The organism is Niabella hirudinis (genome assembly GCF_051201075.1).
Taxonomy (GTDB): domain Bacteria; phylum Bacteroidota; class Bacteroidia; order Chitinophagales; family Chitinophagaceae; genus Niabella; species Niabella hirudinis.
Genome location: NZ_JBPEHJ010000012.1, coordinates 48,993 through 65,102, shown reverse-complemented (window position 1 = coordinate 65,102; position 16,110 = coordinate 48,993). Strand labels below are relative to the sequence as shown.

Here is a 16,110-nt window from a genome sequence, read left to right as displayed (position 1 = left end):
GTGTTGCAGATCTTCATCAGGGGCGGCATACGACTTTTTCCGTTGGCGTATGAGTTGAAAAAGCAGGACTTACATAGGGAATCCCAAGATTCAACCCCCGCAGGATCATCAGGCAGGCAACAAAAGCCGTAAACCAGGGCAGCCCCCTCTTTAGCTTGTTGCGCAGCGGGAAGGACAGTTGATGTCCTGTAAGCATTAACAGGCCCATCAGCGGCACCGTTCCTAACCCAAATGCGGCCATTAATAAACCGGATTGCAAAGGGCTGCCAATAACCAGGGCCGTGGCGATTGCCATATAAACCATTCCGCAGGGCAGCAGGCCGTTTAAAATACCGATAACGAAAAAAACAACGGGAGATTTCTTTCCCGAAAGAAAATAAGACAGTGCCCTTTTTACCCGCTGTTGAAAAAAAGCTGCGGGGCCGGTTTGGGACAAATACTTTGCTCCCACTAAACCTATCAGCATTATGGCCCCCACAATAATGGAGAGCCATTGCTGGTAACCGGTAATACTGATACCGCGCCCAAGCAGTCCTAGCAAGGCACCCAGGCCAATGTAGGTAACCATCCGTCCTGCATTATAAAGCAACACCTTTTTTATCCGGGTAAACCTGCCGGAGCCTCCCAGGGGCAGGGAAAGCGCCAGCGGGCCACACATGCCAATACAATGCAAACCGGCGGCCATTCCCATCCCCAATCCTATGATGATTGCGGCTATCATTTAATTAAGAAGAAAGCTTTGTTCCTGGTAATACATCTGCCCACTATTTACCCATTGAACCCGCACTTTGTACCATCCCTTTTGCATATCCTTGACCGGCAGGGAATAAGCAGCGGCGGCGGTATGCTCCATACTGATCTTCCGGTCGTTTTTGCTATCCGACAATTTCAGAAACGATATGGATCCGGTACTTATTTGTGCAGACAGCGCTGGCGGAAAAAGAACCCTCAGGCTGTCTGCCGATGCCGCAATTGTAACTTTACTGCCGGTGGCATGAAGGCGCTGTTTTGCATCGATGACGTTTTGATACACCAGCTCTTTTTCATAGTAATTGGCATCGATCATCTCGTTGGTTTGTTGCATCGATATCCCAACCATTGTGATCATCCCGGCTAAAAAGAGGCCCATTATGATTATCACCCTGTATCCCCAGCTCATGGTACGAAAAATTTTAGTTTTCAGATTTTAGTTTAGCGCGTTAATAGTGAGCGGTCAATAGTCAAAGGAATCTATTATGTTGGGGTTAAGCCAGCGCGTTGTGCATTACGCGTTCAATGTTCATGTTGCCCCAGATATTTCAGATCAAACATTTCACTTCTAACTATATAAACGGCCCCAAAAAGGTTGATTGCACTTTTGTCATTTTTATTCCATTAATATATACTCCAACCGTGATGTCGGAGGACCTCGACCGGATGGCAGATTTCGGAATAAGGATGAAGAACGTAACCGTATTGATGCTTTCCGGTTTTAAACGGTCATGACCGGCGTCTACCATCTTAATCATTCCCGGGATAGCGCCTTCCACTTTTAATTGATACTGTACTTCCTTTTTGGTTTTGTTGATCATTTTTGCCTGAAACAGGTTGGATAAGGAATCAGTACCTACTTCCTGATACAGCTGACCTTTCACGCGGGAAACGGTCGTATCAATACTTTTGCGTGAAAAGACAAGGGCGCTGATGATGCCCATCAAAAGCACCAGCACAATGGAATAAAATTTCATTTTGCCGTTGAACCGGAAGGGCAATTTTTTGGATACCTGGTTTTCTGATGCCATGCGGATCAACCCCACAGGGCGGTCGATTTTGATCATCACCGCATTGCAGGCATCAATGCAGGCCGTGCATCCCACACATTCCATCTGTACCCCGTCACGAATATCAATGCCCGTTGGGCATACGTTCACACAAAGTTTACAGTCGATACAATCGCCCAAGTCCTGCTGGCTGTTTTTTTTCAGCTTACCCCTGGGCTCGCCCCTGTTATAATCGTAGGACACCTGCATGGTATCCTTATCGAATAAAACGCCTTGTAATCTGCCGTAGGGGCAAATAGTCGTGCACACAATATCTCTTACAAATGCAAAGACAAAATAGAACAGCAGTGTAAAAAACAGCAGTCCGGCCAAAATGCTCCAGCTTTCGCCAATGGGCCCCCGGATCATGCGCCACACTTCCTCCACACCCAGTATATAGGAAAGGAAGGCATGGGCCACCAGGAAGGACACCACCAGGAATACCGCGTGCTTCAACGCCTTCCTGGCAAATTTTCCGGCGCTCATGGGCGCCGCATCCCGCTTCTTTTGCTGCGCAGGTGTCCCCTCAATCCACCATTCAATTTTGCGGAAAACAAATTCCATAAAAATGGTTTGCGGGCATACCCAGCCGCAGAACACGCGGCCGTAAATAACCGTGAAGAGCGCAATAAAAACGATCAGCACGATCATGGCAACTGCAAAAATGATAAAATCATCCGGCCAAAATATCTGCCCCAATAAAATAAACTTAGCCTCGGGGAAATTCAACTGCACCGCCGGAAGCCCGCTGATTTTTATAAAGGGGAGCGCAAAGAAGATACCCAGGTATACAAAAGCCAGCCATTGCCGGTACCGGTAAAGGGTACCGCCGGGTTTTAACGCATATACCCATTTGCGTTTGCCGGTTTCAGTAGTGTTGCTATGCCGGTCACGAAAACTGTCTCCGGCCTTAGCAGGACCTATAGGCGCTGTTTCCATGCTTTATTTTTTATCATCTTTCAGTGCTGTACTGTCTTTACCGCTTGCGGCCGCTTCGGGTGTATCCTTGTCAAGTTCACCCTGTGGCGCCTTGGCTCCCGGAGGGTTGGTACCCTGAATCGATTTGATATAGCTGGATATCTGAGCGATCTGTTCTGCGGAGAAAATATCTTTCCAGCTCATCATTCCTTTTTCCACCACGCCAAACTTGATGGTATGAAAAACTTTTCCAATGGAGCCGCCATGGAGCCAGTAGTCATCCGTTAAATTGGGCCCTACGCCTCCCTGTCCTTCATTGCCATGACAGGCGGTACAGTTATTTACAAAAAACTTCTTACCCGCCTCAATTCCGGCTGCGTCAAGCATTGTAACCGTATTCTCATTCACCGCATCTCCCTTGGTTTTCATATAGGCCGCTACCTGAAGGTCGCCTTTGGTTACCGCAGCCTGGTATTCTTCATACTGGTTCAGGCCCGAGTGGGTCACCTCATAGCGCCAAAGATAAGCGAGTCCAAACAGGATAGATGCAATAAAAGCGATAGAAAACCAGGCCGGAACGGGGTTATCCAGTTCCCGGATACCGTCATAGCTATGGCCCACATCTAATGTGTGTTCCTCTTCAATAGGTTTCAATTTATTGACACGGCTCCACCAAGATGCGGCTCCTTTAAGCTGCTTCTTTTTTATTACTGCCTTTTCCCGCTGCAATTCTTCGATGCCGGTAAAAAACCGGATCCAGTAAATAAGCACAAACATCACCAAAAACTCCAGCACCACCACACCGATCAGCATATAGCGCAGCAGGTTGGCATCTGAAAAAGGATTCCCGGCCGGCGGCACGCCCTCCTGTCCCCATACCTGTAATGCTCCGGCCGAGGCCATGATCAACAGCAGGGATTTTAGTACTTTTTCACCGGATTTTTTCAACCCTTTATGCTTCCGGTAAATATCCGTGGAGGCCAGCAGGATATAACTGAGTACACCTATTACCAGCAGCAGTAACAATGCAATAACAATCAGCAGGGTGTTTACACTCAGGGTAAGGGATGCCGTACCCGGGGATTGCCCCTGTGCTAAAAGCGGGACCATTATCAATTGCAGTGAAGGCTTTTTTAAGTTGGGTCGTTTCATTTAAATTTCTTTATATGTGATCGGCTTTGGTATTGCATCAGATTCAGATCATTCTCCATCAAGCGGCAGCCGCTCCATTTCGGAGATGGTTTCCCTGCTTACTTTTAGCGCATAGATCACTACAAATGTGAACAGCACGGTAAACAATACAAGGGAAATCATTGGATAAATTCCAACACCGCTTATCTTTTCCAGGTAATTGACAAATTTCATAATCGGGGTATTTATTGATTGGGGTTATTGGTGCGCACTGTCTTCACCCCTGATATCGGTGCCCAGGCGCTGCAGGTAAGCAATAAGCGCAATGATTTCTGTGTTACCGGAGATGTTTATCTTTTCCTTTTTTAGCCGGTTACTTATTTCGTCTGCCTGACGTTTCAAATCCTCCACAGCGGTTGCTTCATAGCCTTCTTTGTACGGAACTCCCAGTTTACGCATGGCATATATTTTCGAATTGGTGGAAGCCAGGTCCAATGCTTTATCGAACAACCAGGGGTAAGAAGGCATGATGGATCCCGGAGCCATAGAAGCCGGCTCCAGCATGTGGTTAAAATGCCAGCTATCAGGATATTTTCCGCCGATGCGGGCCAGGTCCGGGCCGGTGCGTTTGCTGCCCCATAAGTGCGGGTGATCATATACAGATTCCCCGGCCTTGGAATATTCGCCATAACGAGCCACTTCGTAACGGAAAGGACGGATCATCTGCGTGTGGCAATTATTGCACCCTTCTCTTATATAAATATCTCGCCCCTGCAATTCGAGCGGTGTGTAAGGTTTTACACTTGAAATGGTCGGCACATTCTCTTTCACCAGGAAGGTGGGCACCATTTCAACAAACCCGCCAATAGCCACCACAATAAGGCTCAAAGTAAGCAGTAATAACGGTTTGCGCTCGATACGGGCATGCCAGTGCGAATGCGCCGGGGCCTTGTAGCGCTTTTCCAAAGGCGCGGCGCTGGCCTCTTCGCTTGCAACGAAACTACCCTTCCGGGAAGTTTTGACCAGGTTATATACCATCAGTACAACACCGGTAAGATAAAGGGTGCCGCCGATTGCCCGGAGTATGTAAAAAGGTACAACGGATTGCACCACATCTATAAACTGGTATTGCAGCTGCCCCTCCGGTGTAAAGGCCGTCATCATAAAATAGCTTCTGAAAGCCGCCCAGTACATGGGTACTGCGTACAGGATCATACCAAAAGTACCAATCAGGAAATGCGTGCCTGCCAGTTTGAGGGAATGCAGTTTGGTATTGAATAAGCGGGGAAAAAGCCAGTACAACATCCCAAAGGTGAGAAACCCGTTCCACCCCAATGCGCCGATGTGCACGTGCGCAATGGTCCAGTCGCTGTAATGCGAGATGGCGTTTACATTTTTCAATGAAAGCATGGGCCCCTCAAAAGTGGCCATGCCGTAACAGATAACAGCCACTACAAAAAATTTGAGTACCGGATCCTCCCGCACTTTATCCCAGGCGCCCCTGAGCGTAAAGAGCCCGTTGAGCATACCACCCCAGCTGGGCAGCAGCAACATTAAGGAAAGGGCGGTACCCAACGACTGGGCCCACTCCGGCAAGGCCGTATTTAAAAGGTGGTGCGGGCCGGCCCATATATAAATAAAAATGAGGCTCCAGAAATGGATAATGCTTAACCGGTAAGAATAAATGGGGCGGTTGGCCGCCTTGGGAAGAAAATAGTACATGATCCCTAAAAACGGCGTGGTCAGAAAAAAGGCCACGGCGTTATGCCCGTACCACCACTGTACCAGTGCATCCTGAACTCCCGCATACCAGGAGTAGCTTTTCATAAAGGAAGCAGGCAGCTCCAGGGAATTGACAATATGCAGCATGGCGATGGTAACCCAGGAACCGATAAAAAACCAGATGGCCACATACAGGTGCCGCTCCCGCCGGGTGAGGATGGTACCCATCATATTAATACCAAACAGCACCCACACAATGGTAATGGCAATATCAATAGGCCATTCCAGCTCTGCATACTCTTTTGAAGAAGTATATCCTAACAATAACGTAATGGCCCCGCATATAATAATAAGTTGCCAGCCCCAAAAATGTATTTTACCAAGCGCCTTGCTCCACATTGGTGTTTTTAACAGGCGGGGCATGGAATAATACACCGCCGTAAAAATAGCATTACCCACAAAAGCAAAAACCACGGCATTGGTATGTACCGGCCGCAGCCTCCCGAAGGTGGTATAAGGAAGGCCCATATTCAATGCAGGGAATGCTAACTGAAATGCAGCAAATACGCCCGCCAACATACCCACAACGCCCCAGGTGATAGTGGCAATGGCAAACAGCTTTGGAATCCGGTTATCGTAACTAAACTTCTGTAGTTCCATACATTCTGGTTATTTATTTTTTTGTTTTTTTTCGTCAAATAAGATGCGGCGGGGCGGCGAAAATTCATCTTCATACTGCCCGTCTCTTATGCTCCAGAGCAATCCTGCCAGGAACAAAAGGGCAATAAACAGGCTGCCGATGGCGGTTATGATAATAATGCTCATTTTCTAAAGCAAAGGTCTGCCGAAGCAGCAGCTCCGGGGATGACAACCGGCAACAGCAATACTGATATGGATCATGCTTTAACCGGCTTTAATTTTCTTCCATACCATTCTGAAAGGAAAAAAGTAAGCAGGATAATACTTACCGAACTCAGCGGCATCAGCAACGCTGCAACCACGGGTGAAAGCTGCCCCTGCAGCGCAAAATATAAACCTGCTATATTGTATATTATTGATACCAGGAAGCTGATGCGCACTACTTTCCCGGATTTCTTTGCCAGGTACAATACCTGGTCCAGTTGGGTTACCGCAGCGCCATCCAGGATTGCATCAGAAGCCGGCGTAAAGGTTTTAGCCCCTTCCGATACGGCGATGCCAACATCGCTTTGCCGGAGGGCTCCTGCATCGTTGAGGCCATCTCCTACCATTAATACTTTTTTGTGGCAACGTTGCTGCAAGGCGAAAACCGCTTCATATTTATCGTCCGGCGACTGGTAAAACCGAATGTCGGCATCAGCCCCCAGCAGCTCCTGCAACCCGGCCAGCTCCGCATTATTGTCCCCCGAAAGTATCGATACCGTTCCTTTTTGCTGTAGCCGTTTCAGGAAAGGAGCCAAATCCTCGCGGTAACGATGCAGCAGTTCAAAGAACCCGGTACTGGTACCATCAATTTTTAAAAAAACACGCGTGGCGTTCATCGCTTCAGTGTCCGGCTTACCCAAAACAAAGGACGGGCTGCCAATTTTCACATGCCGTTCAGCTATCCAGCCCTCTACGCCCTTGCCCGGCAGGTTTTTAAAATGCAGTACGGGAATGGTATTCCTGACATTAAGATAAGCGGCCACGGCCTTGCTTAGGGGGTGGGTGGCATGTTTCAGCAACGAAGCCACCCAAAGCCGCTCTTCACCGGTTAACGGGTGGCCAAGGTAAGTTACCTTAAACCCATCGCCTTTTGTAATAGTCCCCGTTTTATCCAGCACCACCTGGTTAATGCCCGCCAGCGAACCAATGACACCGTCATTCTTTAAATAAAGCCCGGCTTTTTTAAAAATACGCAGCACATGCCCATTTGTAAAAGTAGCTGCCAGCAGCAAGGCACAGGGGCAGGCAACAATAAGGGTTGTAGTAAGCACCCGCCACCCGGCTGCTGCATTACCATTTAAAAACCAGTAAAACGCGCTGCAGGCCGTCAGCAGCAATACCGCCAGTGTAAAATAGTTGCTGGTTTTATGCAGCTGCTCATTTTGTTTTTTGTCTTTATCCGGCACTTCACGGTTCCAAAGGCTGGTAAGGTACCCCTGGTCGGAGGGTTTTAAGACCGCCAATTCGAGGCGCTCCCCTATTTGCCGTCCCCCGGCATACACCAGGGCACCCTGTTCTACCGCCTTTGGGAGAGTTTCTCCGGTTACAAAACTATAGTCAATAACTGCTTTTCCCTGGAGCAACAGGCTATCGGCGGGAATGATCTCCTGGTCAAACACTTCGATAATATCGTTTTTTTTCAGCGCACCAATACCGGTGGGCAGGGTTCGCCCCCCGTTTATTACATTTACGGATACCGGAAAAAACGAGGTATAATCCCTGTTAAACACTAAGGAGCGCTGTGTTTTTTCCTGTGCCCAGCGCCCGATCAGCATAAAAAAAACAATGCCGCTTAAACTGTCAAAATACGTGGCACCATCCAGAAAAAACAAATTATAGCAGCTTCGTGAAAAAGTAAGCAGCAGGGCCAGGGCAATTGAAAAATCGATATTCAGCCGGGCGGCTTTGAGTCCTTTCCAGGCATTGATAAAAAACTCCCCGGCTGCATAAAAGAGCACCGGCAGTACCAGCAGTAAGCCCATGTACCGGAAAGTGTTCCCGATCCTTTCTTCAAGGTAGCCTGCCAGCGAAAAATACTCCGGGAGGCTCAGCATCATGATGTTGGCAAAACAAAAACCGGCAATACTTATTTGCAATACGCGCCGGTTTTGCATCGGCTCCGGCCTTCCTTTACCAGGGTTGTTCAAATCCAGGCAGGGCTCATATCCTATGGAGGTTAATGCTTCTACCACACTGCGAAGCGAGCATTGTTGATTATCAAAAATGATAAAAACCGTTTTTTCGGAAAAGTTCACGCGTGAAGTGAGAATACCGGCCTGCATCTCTCCGATACTTTCCAACAGCCACAGGCAACTGCTACAATGCATGTGGGGAATATTGAGGGTAACATGGGTTTGCTGTCCGTCAGAAAAAGATACCAGGTCTTTTATTATTTCCTCTTTTTCCAGAAAAGCAAACCGGTCTTTCCGGGGCTGCCGCACCTGTTGCTGCCCCGGATGCCGGTTCAGATCGTAATAGGTGCAAAGTTTCTTTTCATTTAAAAGCTCAAATACCGTCCGGCAGCCATTGCAGCAAAAAAAATGGTCTCCGGCCTGAAACGGCTCATCGGAACAGTGGTCCCCGCAATGATAACAGTATACTTTTTTATGGGCTCCGTTTTCTATCAAAATACACCTTCCATTTATAGAATGCCCAAAACTCCGGCTGTTTACACTGCTATCAAATGGCTTTTGTCATACCGGTGGATGATTGGTATCAGCACCGGGAGGGATATTGGATGCTGGATGCGCGATGCTGGATGCTGGATACTTGACGCCGGATACTCGATGCTGGATGCTGGATACCCGATATTGGATGCCCGATGCTTCGGCAACTTGTAACCGGCACCGGGTATCCACAGAACATTTGTCTATAAACCCCATTTGTTTTATTTTTAAATTTCATTCCAATTGTATGGGCGTTGCGGATCAAAAAGGGCAGGACAGTTATCGTTATGAGGCGTTTTTCAACCAGGCTTCCGTCGGGATTATTATCGTAAACAGCAAGGCCCTCATTCAATCGGCCAACCCCTTTGCATTAAAGCTATTTGGCTATACCCTGGAGGAGCTGCTGCAGCAATCCATTGAACGGCTGATCCCGATGCGGTACCACTCCAAACACATTACCCATCGTACTGCCTATGCCCACCACCCTAAAAGCCGGCCCATGGGCGTAGGAATGGATCTGTATGCCATAAAAAAGGACGGCAGCGAATTTCCGGTTGAAGTTAGCCTGAGCAATTACAATGATGCGGGGGAGGAATTTGTAATTGCATTTATCAGCGATATCTCTATCAGAAAAAAGGCTGAGGCGGATATTGAAGAGCTGAATAATAAGCTGGAGTTTACCGTTGAGCAACGCACACAGGAGCTCAAGGCCGCCATGGACGAATTAAAAGCATCAAAAGATGAACTTTCGGGGCTGCTGGAGCGGGAAAAAGAGCTGGGCGACCTAAAATCAAAATTTGTATCCATTGCCTCTCATGAATTCCGGACCCCCCTGAGCACCATATTATCCTCGGCGTATCTTATTGAAAAATATACAGGCGCCGGCGCCGATGAGCATACAAAAAGGGAGCGGCATTTGCAGCGCATCGTATCATCGGTGCAGTTGCTCACCGATATCCTGAACGACTTCTTAAGCGTTGGAAAAATAGAAGAGGGGAAAATACAGGTGCGGCTTACCGGATTTAATATCCGGGAATTGATCCTGGACATTACCCGCGAAATGGAAATTAATTTAAAAAAAGAACAGCGGATGAGTTATCATCATGAGGGCCGGGAAAATGTTTGCCTGGATCCTTCCCTGTTAAAACATATCCTGATCAACCTGCTGTCTAATGCCAGCAAATTCTCACCTGAAAATGGTTTAATCACGATCCGGAGCACCGTTAACGATCAGTCCGTTCAACTTTCCGTTACCGATGGAGGTATCGGCATCTCGCGCGAGGATCAGCGGCACTTAACCGAGCGCTTTTTCCGGGCCGCCAATGCCGGAAACATCCAGGGTACGGGGCTGGGGCTACATATTATTTCAAAATACACAGAGCTTATGAACGGCTCTATACAATGCATCAGCGAATTAGACAAAGGCACGGAGTTTATCATCAGGTTTCCTGATGATGCGGCGGCAGCCTATAAACTGTAAGCAATGAAAAAGATTTTGTTAATTGAGGACAATGACGACATCCGGGATAATACAGCTGAGATCCTTGAATTATCCGGCTATACTGTTATTACAGCGGCCAATGGGAAAACAGGGGTGGAAAAAGCGATTGAACACATACCCGACCTGGTTATCTGCGATATTATGATGCCCGTTCTTGACGGCTACGGCGTATTACATGCACTTCATAAAAATGCGGCCACCAAAAACATCCCTTTTATTTTCCTTACAGCAAAAACAGAGCGCAGCGATCTGCGCCGGGGAATGGAGCTGGGTGCCGATGACTATATTACCAAGCCCTTTACCGGCACCGAATTGCTGAATGCCGTAGACGGGCGGTTAAAAAAAATAGAAGGGCTCCGGCAGGAATTTGCTACCGGGCTGGACGGACTGCAGCAACTGCTGAAAGTTTCCGATAGCAAGGCAGCGCTGCTTTCTTTAACGGAAGACCGCAATATCAACAAGTATAAGAAAAAACAGGTCATTTATTCCGAGGGCAATCATCCCGGCAGGTTGTACTATGTTGTAAAAGGAAAAGTAAAGGCCTACCGCACCAATGAAGACGGAAAAGAACTGATAACAGAACTGTTTAATACCGGAGATTTTTTGGGGTATATACCCTTGCTGGAGGAAGCCGTATATAAAGATACCGCGGAGGCATTGGAAGATACAGAGCTCGCTGTTATCCCAAAAGAGGATTTCACAGAACTGGTTGGCCATAACAGCGCTGTAGCACAAAAATTCATACGGCTGCTGGCTAAAAATGTATCGGCAAAGGAAGAGCAGCTCCTGCGCCTGGCATACAATTCGCTTCGTAAGAAAGTAGCCGATGCCTTACTGCTGCTTGAAAAAAAATACCGGAAAGAACACGAAGAAAACTTTATGATTGTGATCAACCGCGAGGGGCTTGCGGCCATTGCCGGTACCGCCACCGAGTCCTTAATACGCACATTGAGCGATTTCCGCAGCGAAAAACTAATCGATATCAAAACCGGGGGCATTGAAATTTTAAATCGCAAAAAACTGGAAAACCTGCTCAATTAGGGTCTGCTATTTAACTCGCAATTCAACAAATTCCAGCGTAAAAGCGGCAGGTTAATTTTTGTCACCTGAAGCTGCAGCGCAGCGCTGATCCTGTTAGTAAATGACCATACAGGTAATAAAGGTGCAGCGCACCGGTAATCATTGCGGTTTGCACAAGCGGTGCACAGGAAATTACCGCCGCGCTGCGGCTACGGGATGTTTTGGGCGCTCATCGTTATAAGGATCAACGGCGCGCTGCGCCTGTTTTCCATTAAAAGATGCGATCTTTTTGGCGTGAAAGGCTTACCCCTACTATATTTCATGGTAACTTCAACCCCGATTGATCCTATCGTGTGGACACATTTCTTAAAGACGGTCAAACAACCTGGAGTTTCATAAAGGGTAAATTTACAACAACTGAATAGCGAATACTTATCGAAATAAAACAGATGTGGCCCAAAGGGTCCAATGTGCATAGCCCCTGGCTGCGCCAGGGGTAACAGATGCGTAGCAGGCACGGCCCCAACGGGGTCGTAGGTTTAATGTTTCGGGGCATATAAGACAGTGCTTATAATAAATATTTTTCGTCAAATTCAACGCCATTCTCAATTAGCAACCGCTTATATTCATTGTAAAACGTTTCATTCTTATGATGCTCTTTTTGATTCCTGACATAGTTGATGATGATTTCATAGGTTATAAAATATTGTTCTGTCCGCTCTAATTTACGTTTGATTTTCAAAAATCCAATCGGTGTTCATCACATTCGACCCCTCCGGGGCAGCACATACCCGTTCAGTTTCCTACAATGGCGCCAATGTTTCCGCGCAGGTAATTGTTAAATTCTGATTTCAGTTTGCTAAAATGTTTCTCCAGGTATAAAAGGTTATGTTGCAAACGGTCGATCTTAATATCAAACTGCTTTTCTGATGGCGCCGGAGTAACAGTACCTGCCTGTACCAGATTACTGACATACATCAGGTCATCGCGAAAGACGCCAATCAATTCATCATTGCGCACCAATTTGGTTTGCAGCCGCTCAACACCTTCAAGCAATGGCTTGTCAAGATGATGCTTTAAAATTTCGGATAGCCGGTTTTTCATACTGACAGACTCCTCTATCATGAAAAGGACAGCTCTTTTCCATGTCTCGCACTCATACCTTACCTGTTCCAGTTTCAGCTCTTTCATAAAAGAATAAACCGATGCTTCCTCGCTTATTAAATTTGACAGCTAAACTACTCCGGAAAGGCGTGTGTTTAAATGACTGAGGTCAGCAGTAATGGTGATTGGCATCAATCATATAAGAGCGCTATTGCTTTCGTTCCGCCTTTCTCCGCTGTTTTTCCTGTTTCCGGAAATAACCTCTGAACAGGAAATTATGCCGCATCGCCTCCATATTGGTATCCAGCTTGCCCGTGCTGCTTTCCAGGTTGCGGATGGTTTGCTGCAGCTCCCGTGCGGTAGCCGTGTCGTTGAGGAGTACGCCGGCGGGCGAGGTATTGCTGTTGACACGGTTGCCAATATTGGCGCTTACAGCCTGGAGATCCTGTGCCACCCTGCGGGCCTGTGTAGCCGCTTCCTGCAATTGCGTAGCCGTATTCCGGAGCCGGGGGAAAACGATGGTGTCGGTTACCAGGTCGTTTGCCAGCACCCCGGGCGACTGCAGCCGGGTGGCATAACCTGCCAGGCCTTCCGTAAGCCGCTGGGTATTACCCGCTGTTTGATGCAGTACTGCCAGCGTACGATCGAGCTGCTGATAAACCGAAGAATCGCCGATCAGTTTGCCGAGCGTGCCCCGGCCGGCAATAATATTTTCCATAATGGTTTTGAGATTACCGGTAACCGCCACCAGGTTTTTATTATTAACCTGGAGCGTTTCCATCATTTCATCGGTACTGACGCCTGCTTCCACCATCACCACATCGCCCTCTTCAATAGGGGCGGCCTGTGCAGTGCCCCCCTCCAGGGCAATGATCTTGTTGCCCACCAGCCCGTCCGCACTGATCCGCGCCCGCACATCCTTATGTATAAAAGGGAGGGCGTGTTTATCAATATTCATCAGCACTTCTATCCGGCTATGATCCATAAAAGTGATCTTTTTTATGGTGCCCACTTTTACGCCGGAGTACCAGATATTATTGCCTTTGGTGAGGCCTCCCACATTTTGAAAGATGGCTTTTATTTGCACGGATTGCATAAACGCTTTCTTTTGCCCACCCAAAAAAAGGATGGCTGCGGCAAAAATAATCAGCCCCAAAACCATAAATATACCCACGGTAGCGGCCCTTCTTGAATCAGTTGTTTTCATACATTATTGAATAAAATTATACGCATAAAATTCCCGGATCAGCGTTTCATCGGAGCTGAACACTTCATTAAAGTTTCCCTGTCGTATAAACCGGCCTTCTTTCAACACTGCAATCCTGTCGCCCGTTGATTTGGCGCAGGTAAGATCGTGTGTAATGATGATAGAGCTGGTTTTGAACCGGTGCTGCACTTCATTAATCAGGGCATTGATTTCGGTACAGGTAATCGGATCCAGCCCCGCCGTAGGCTCATCGTACAACATGATTGCAGGGCGCAGTATCAGCGTACGGCCAATGCCGATGCGTTTCCGTTGTCCACCCGACAGTTCAGCAGGCATCTGGCCAATGGTATGGGACAGCCCAATCGCATCCAGCACCATTCCGATACGCCGGTCGCGCTCCTTGCGGCTCATCGCGGGTTCATTCCGCTTTAGCGGAAAAGCAAGGTTTTCGCCTACAGTCATGCTATCGTACAAGGCCCCGTTCTGAAAACAGAAACCCACTTTCAGGCGCAGGTTGCGCAATGCCTGAGCGTCCAGCTCCTGCACCTCCTGTCCCAGCACACTAACCGTGCCTGCGTCCGGGTACAACAATCCCACAATCGCTTTTATAAGTACCGACTTGCCCGTGCCCGACCGGCCCAGCACCACTACATTCTCCCCGCTGTGCAGGTCCAGGTTTACCCCACGCAATACATGATTATTATCAAAGGATTTGTGCAGGTCCCTGATGGAAATTACCGTTTGCTGCAGGTCGATATCAGGCTGGAAGGTTTTCATAGTTATCGGATTGTATTGACCAGTTGCACAATAATAACTTCTTCTATAAAGATCAGGAACATGGATGCCACTACCGATACATTGGCCGATTTGCCAACGCCTTCGGTACCCCGGGCGGCATGAAAGCCCTGGTAACAGCTTACGATACCAATGGTAAAGCCATATACAAGCGCCTTCAAAAGCGATGCAGCCAGATCCAGGAACGAAATATTGGTAAACGCATTCTGGATAAAAGTATCCATACTGGTTTGCTCGTTAAGATGGACGTCTACAAAAGCGCCCACAAGCGCTATGAGCCCGTTATAACACATAAGCAGCGGCAGACATACAACACAGGCCAGCACCCTTGTTACCACCAGGTACCGGAAGGGATGAACGGCCGATACCTCCATAGCATCTATCTGCTCGGTCACTTTCATAGAAGCCAGCTCGGCCCCGATACCCGACCCCACACGCCCGGCACAGATCAACGCTGTTACCAGCGGAGCCAGGGCCCGCACAATGGCGATGGATATCAGCGATGGCAGCCAGGAAGTGGCCCCAAATTCTGCCAGGGAGGGGCGCGACTGTTTGGTAAATACCAGCCCGGTAATAAAACCGGTAAGGGTGATTAGTGGCAGCGACTTGTTGCCAATATAAAAACACTGGCGAAGAAATTCGCGGGTTTCAAAAGGACGGCGCAGCGTTTCGCGAAAAAACCGGCCGATAAATCCGAATATCGCGTATACAGTAATAAAGAAACCATCAATACGTTTCGAAACAACGGGCTTCCCTGATTGTTCAATAGGTTCCATCGCCAGGTTTTAACATTCACAATTTGAGTGTGAATGTAACATAACGTACGCCAAGAATAAAATAATTCCCCGTTAAATACCGTAATCCGCAAAAAAAGGAACCCCGGAGGCCCTATCAGGCATCCGGTATCTCCGGCTCTACCAGCTTAGCCAGCTTTTCCAGCGACTCCTGCCAGCCCAGGTAGCACATTTCTGCCGGTATCATCACCGGTATGTTCTCCTGCAAAACCTTCAGCTCCGTACCTACGGAAGTTTTTTGAAGCCATACAGAAGTGGTCATCACATCCGGCATATTGGGATCCTCAAACTTGTCGGTATACTTTAAAAACGCCCCTGGTTCAAGCGCCAGGTAATCCCCGCCAAAGGAGTGACTGTTCCCGGTTGTAAAATTCTGAAACGACATTCTAAAAGAACCGCCAACCTTCACATTCATTTCATGTACCGTGCAAAGAAAACCATAGGGGGGCAACCAGGAAGCAATGGCCAGGGCATCGGTAAAAGCCCTGTATACTTTTTCGGGAGATGCTTTAAGCACCCGGTGTAATGAGACTTTGTTGTCTGACATAAAAATAGTTTTTATAAGTTCCTACTCATCTGGCTTTTCGGTTTCGCCCGTTTTTATGGTGGTAGCTGCTCCACCTTTTTCTGTTTGCCGTTTTCCGGCTTCGTTTCCTGTATCAAAGGTGCAGGTAAATACCGGTTTTGAACAAGGGAGTATACGACATTCTGCAGGGCATTTTGCGAATGGCCCCGCAGATCGTCAAAGAAATCTGAATATTACCTGCCA

General features: G+C 48.0%; 15 protein-coding genes and 1 pseudogene. 2 read left to right on the top strand and 14 right to left on the bottom strand.

The features are described from left to right. Positions 1–16 precede the first annotated feature (16 nt). The 8 genes from GGU45_RS18460 to GGU45_RS18425 form a co-directional block, all read right to left on the bottom strand. Complete coding sequence (locus GGU45_RS18460) at positions 17–721, bottom strand: sulfite exporter TauE/SafE family protein (protein WP_435227243.1); 705 nt, start codon at positions 719–721, stop codon at positions 17–19. Beyond that, entirely contained in the window at positions 722–1,159 is a 438-nt protein-coding gene (locus GGU45_RS18455) for a FixH family protein (protein ID WP_435227242.1), read from the bottom strand. It abuts the gene before it with no gap. 163 nt (positions 1,160–1,322) lie between these two features. Next, positions 1,323–2,738, bottom strand: a complete 1,416-nt coding sequence (gene ccoG, locus GGU45_RS18450; RefSeq protein WP_435227241.1) for a cytochrome c oxidase accessory protein CcoG — start codon at positions 2,736–2,738, stop codon at positions 1,323–1,325. 3 nt (positions 2,739–2,741) lie between these two features. Then, positions 2,742–3,869, bottom strand: a complete 1,128-nt coding sequence (locus tag GGU45_RS18445; protein ID WP_435227239.1) for a cbb3-type cytochrome c oxidase N-terminal domain-containing protein — start codon at positions 3,867–3,869, stop codon at positions 2,742–2,744. Positions 3,870–3,917: 48 nt separating this feature from the next. Next, the gene (locus GGU45_RS18440) at positions 3,918–4,082 is read right to left on the bottom strand and encodes a CcoQ/FixQ family Cbb3-type cytochrome c oxidase assembly chaperone (protein WP_435227238.1); all 165 of its coding nucleotides are present in this window, start codon (positions 4,080–4,082) and stop codon (positions 3,918–3,920) included. 24 nt (positions 4,083–4,106) lie between these two features. Beyond that, positions 4,107–6,230, bottom strand: a complete 2,124-nt coding sequence (ccoN, locus tag GGU45_RS18435; protein WP_435227236.1) for a cytochrome-c oxidase, cbb3-type subunit I — start codon at positions 6,228–6,230, stop codon at positions 4,107–4,109. 9 nt (positions 6,231–6,239) lie between these two features. Then, a complete protein-coding gene (gene ccoS / locus GGU45_RS18430) occupies positions 6,240–6,395 on the bottom strand; it encodes a cbb3-type cytochrome oxidase assembly protein CcoS (RefSeq protein ID WP_435227234.1) in 156 nt (51 codons plus the stop codon). Positions 6,396–6,466: 71 nt separating this feature from the next. Next, positions 6,467–8,881, bottom strand: a complete 2,415-nt coding sequence (locus GGU45_RS18425; protein WP_435227233.1) for a heavy metal translocating P-type ATPase — start codon at positions 8,879–8,881, stop codon at positions 6,467–6,469. A 286-nt stretch (positions 8,882–9,167) separates the two neighbouring features. On the opposite strand from GGU45_RS18425, the gene GGU45_RS18420 reads away from it, so the two are divergent. Next, on the top strand, positions 9,168–10,400 hold the full coding sequence (locus GGU45_RS18420; protein WP_435227231.1) for a PAS domain-containing sensor histidine kinase: 1,233 nt from the start codon (positions 9,168–9,170) through the stop codon (positions 10,398–10,400). A 3-nt stretch (positions 10,401–10,403) separates the two neighbouring features. Next, complete coding sequence (locus tag GGU45_RS18415) at positions 10,404–11,462, top strand: response regulator (RefSeq protein WP_435227230.1); 1,059 nt, start codon at positions 10,404–10,406, stop codon at positions 11,460–11,462. 547 nt (positions 11,463–12,009) lie between these two features. Here the strand turns inward: GGU45_RS18415 and GGU45_RS18410 are convergent. From GGU45_RS18410 to GGU45_RS18385, 6 genes and pseudogenes are all read right to left on the bottom strand, one after another. Further along, a pseudogene (locus GGU45_RS18410) lies at positions 12,010–12,126 on the bottom strand (transposase); the annotation flags it as partial. Positions 12,127–12,236: 110 nt separating this feature from the next. Further along, on the bottom strand, positions 12,237–12,632 hold the full coding sequence (locus GGU45_RS18405; RefSeq protein WP_435227228.1) for a hypothetical protein: 396 nt from the start codon (positions 12,630–12,632) through the stop codon (positions 12,237–12,239). 121 nt (positions 12,633–12,753) lie between these two features. Then, positions 12,754–13,752 carry an MlaD family protein gene (locus GGU45_RS18400; protein WP_435227226.1) on the bottom strand — a complete coding sequence of 333 codons (999 nt, stop codon included), beginning with the start codon at positions 13,750–13,752 and terminating at the stop codon, positions 12,754–12,756. Positions 13,753–13,755: 3 nt separating this feature from the next. Beyond that, positions 13,756–14,529, bottom strand: a complete 774-nt coding sequence (locus GGU45_RS18395; protein WP_435227225.1) for an ABC transporter ATP-binding protein — start codon at positions 14,527–14,529, stop codon at positions 13,756–13,758. Positions 14,530–14,531: 2 nt separating this feature from the next. After that, entirely contained in the window at positions 14,532–15,323 is a 792-nt protein-coding gene (locus tag GGU45_RS18390) for an MlaE family ABC transporter permease (protein ID WP_435227223.1), read from the bottom strand. A 115-nt stretch (positions 15,324–15,438) separates the two neighbouring features. Beyond that, entirely contained in the window at positions 15,439–15,888 is a 450-nt protein-coding gene (locus tag GGU45_RS18385; RefSeq protein WP_435227221.1) for an SRPBCC family protein, read from the bottom strand. Positions 15,889–16,110 lie beyond the last annotated feature (222 nt).

Excerpts from the sequence above, each read along its gene's own strand:
- GGU45_RS18395 (WP_435227225.1), bottom strand. The coding sequence starts at position 14,529 with ATGAAAACCTTCCAGCCTGATATCGACCTGCAGCAAACGGTAATTTCC.
- GGU45_RS18390 (WP_435227223.1), bottom strand. The coding sequence starts at position 15,323 with ATGGAACCTATTGAACAATCAGGGAAGCCCGTTGTTTCGAAACGTATT.
- GGU45_RS18460 (WP_435227243.1), bottom strand. The coding sequence starts at position 721 with ATGATAGCCGCAATCATCATAGGATTGGGGATGGGAATGGCCGCCGGT.
- GGU45_RS18420 (WP_435227231.1), top strand. The coding sequence starts at position 9,168 with ATGGGCGTTGCGGATCAAAAAGGGCAGGACAGTTATCGTTATGAGGCG.
- GGU45_RS18385 (WP_435227221.1), bottom strand. The coding sequence starts at position 15,888 with ATGTCAGACAACAAAGTCTCATTACACCGGGTGCTTAAAGCATCTCCC.
- GGU45_RS18455 (WP_435227242.1), bottom strand. The coding sequence starts at position 1,159 with ATGAGCTGGGGATACAGGGTGATAATCATAATGGGCCTCTTTTTAGCC.
- GGU45_RS18445 (WP_435227239.1), bottom strand. The coding sequence starts at position 3,869 with ATGAAACGACCCAACTTAAAAAAGCCTTCACTGCAATTGATAATGGTC.
- ccoN (WP_435227236.1), bottom strand. The coding sequence starts at position 6,230 with ATGGAACTACAGAAGTTTAGTTACGATAACCGGATTCCAAAGCTGTTT.
- GGU45_RS18400 (WP_435227226.1), bottom strand. The coding sequence starts at position 13,752 with ATGAAAACAACTGATTCAAGAAGGGCCGCTACCGTGGGTATATTTATG.
- ccoG (WP_435227241.1), bottom strand. The coding sequence starts at position 2,738 with ATGGAAACAGCGCCTATAGGTCCTGCTAAGGCCGGAGACAGTTTTCGT.
- GGU45_RS18405 (WP_435227228.1), bottom strand. The coding sequence starts at position 12,632 with ATGAAAGAGCTGAAACTGGAACAGGTAAGGTATGAGTGCGAGACATGG.
- ccoS (WP_435227234.1), bottom strand. The coding sequence starts at position 6,395 with ATGAGCATTATTATCATAACCGCCATCGGCAGCCTGTTTATTGCCCTT.
- GGU45_RS18440 (WP_435227238.1), bottom strand. The coding sequence starts at position 4,082 with ATGAAATTTGTCAATTACCTGGAAAAGATAAGCGGTGTTGGAATTTAT.
- GGU45_RS18415 (WP_435227230.1), top strand. The coding sequence starts at position 10,404 with ATGAAAAAGATTTTGTTAATTGAGGACAATGACGACATCCGGGATAAT.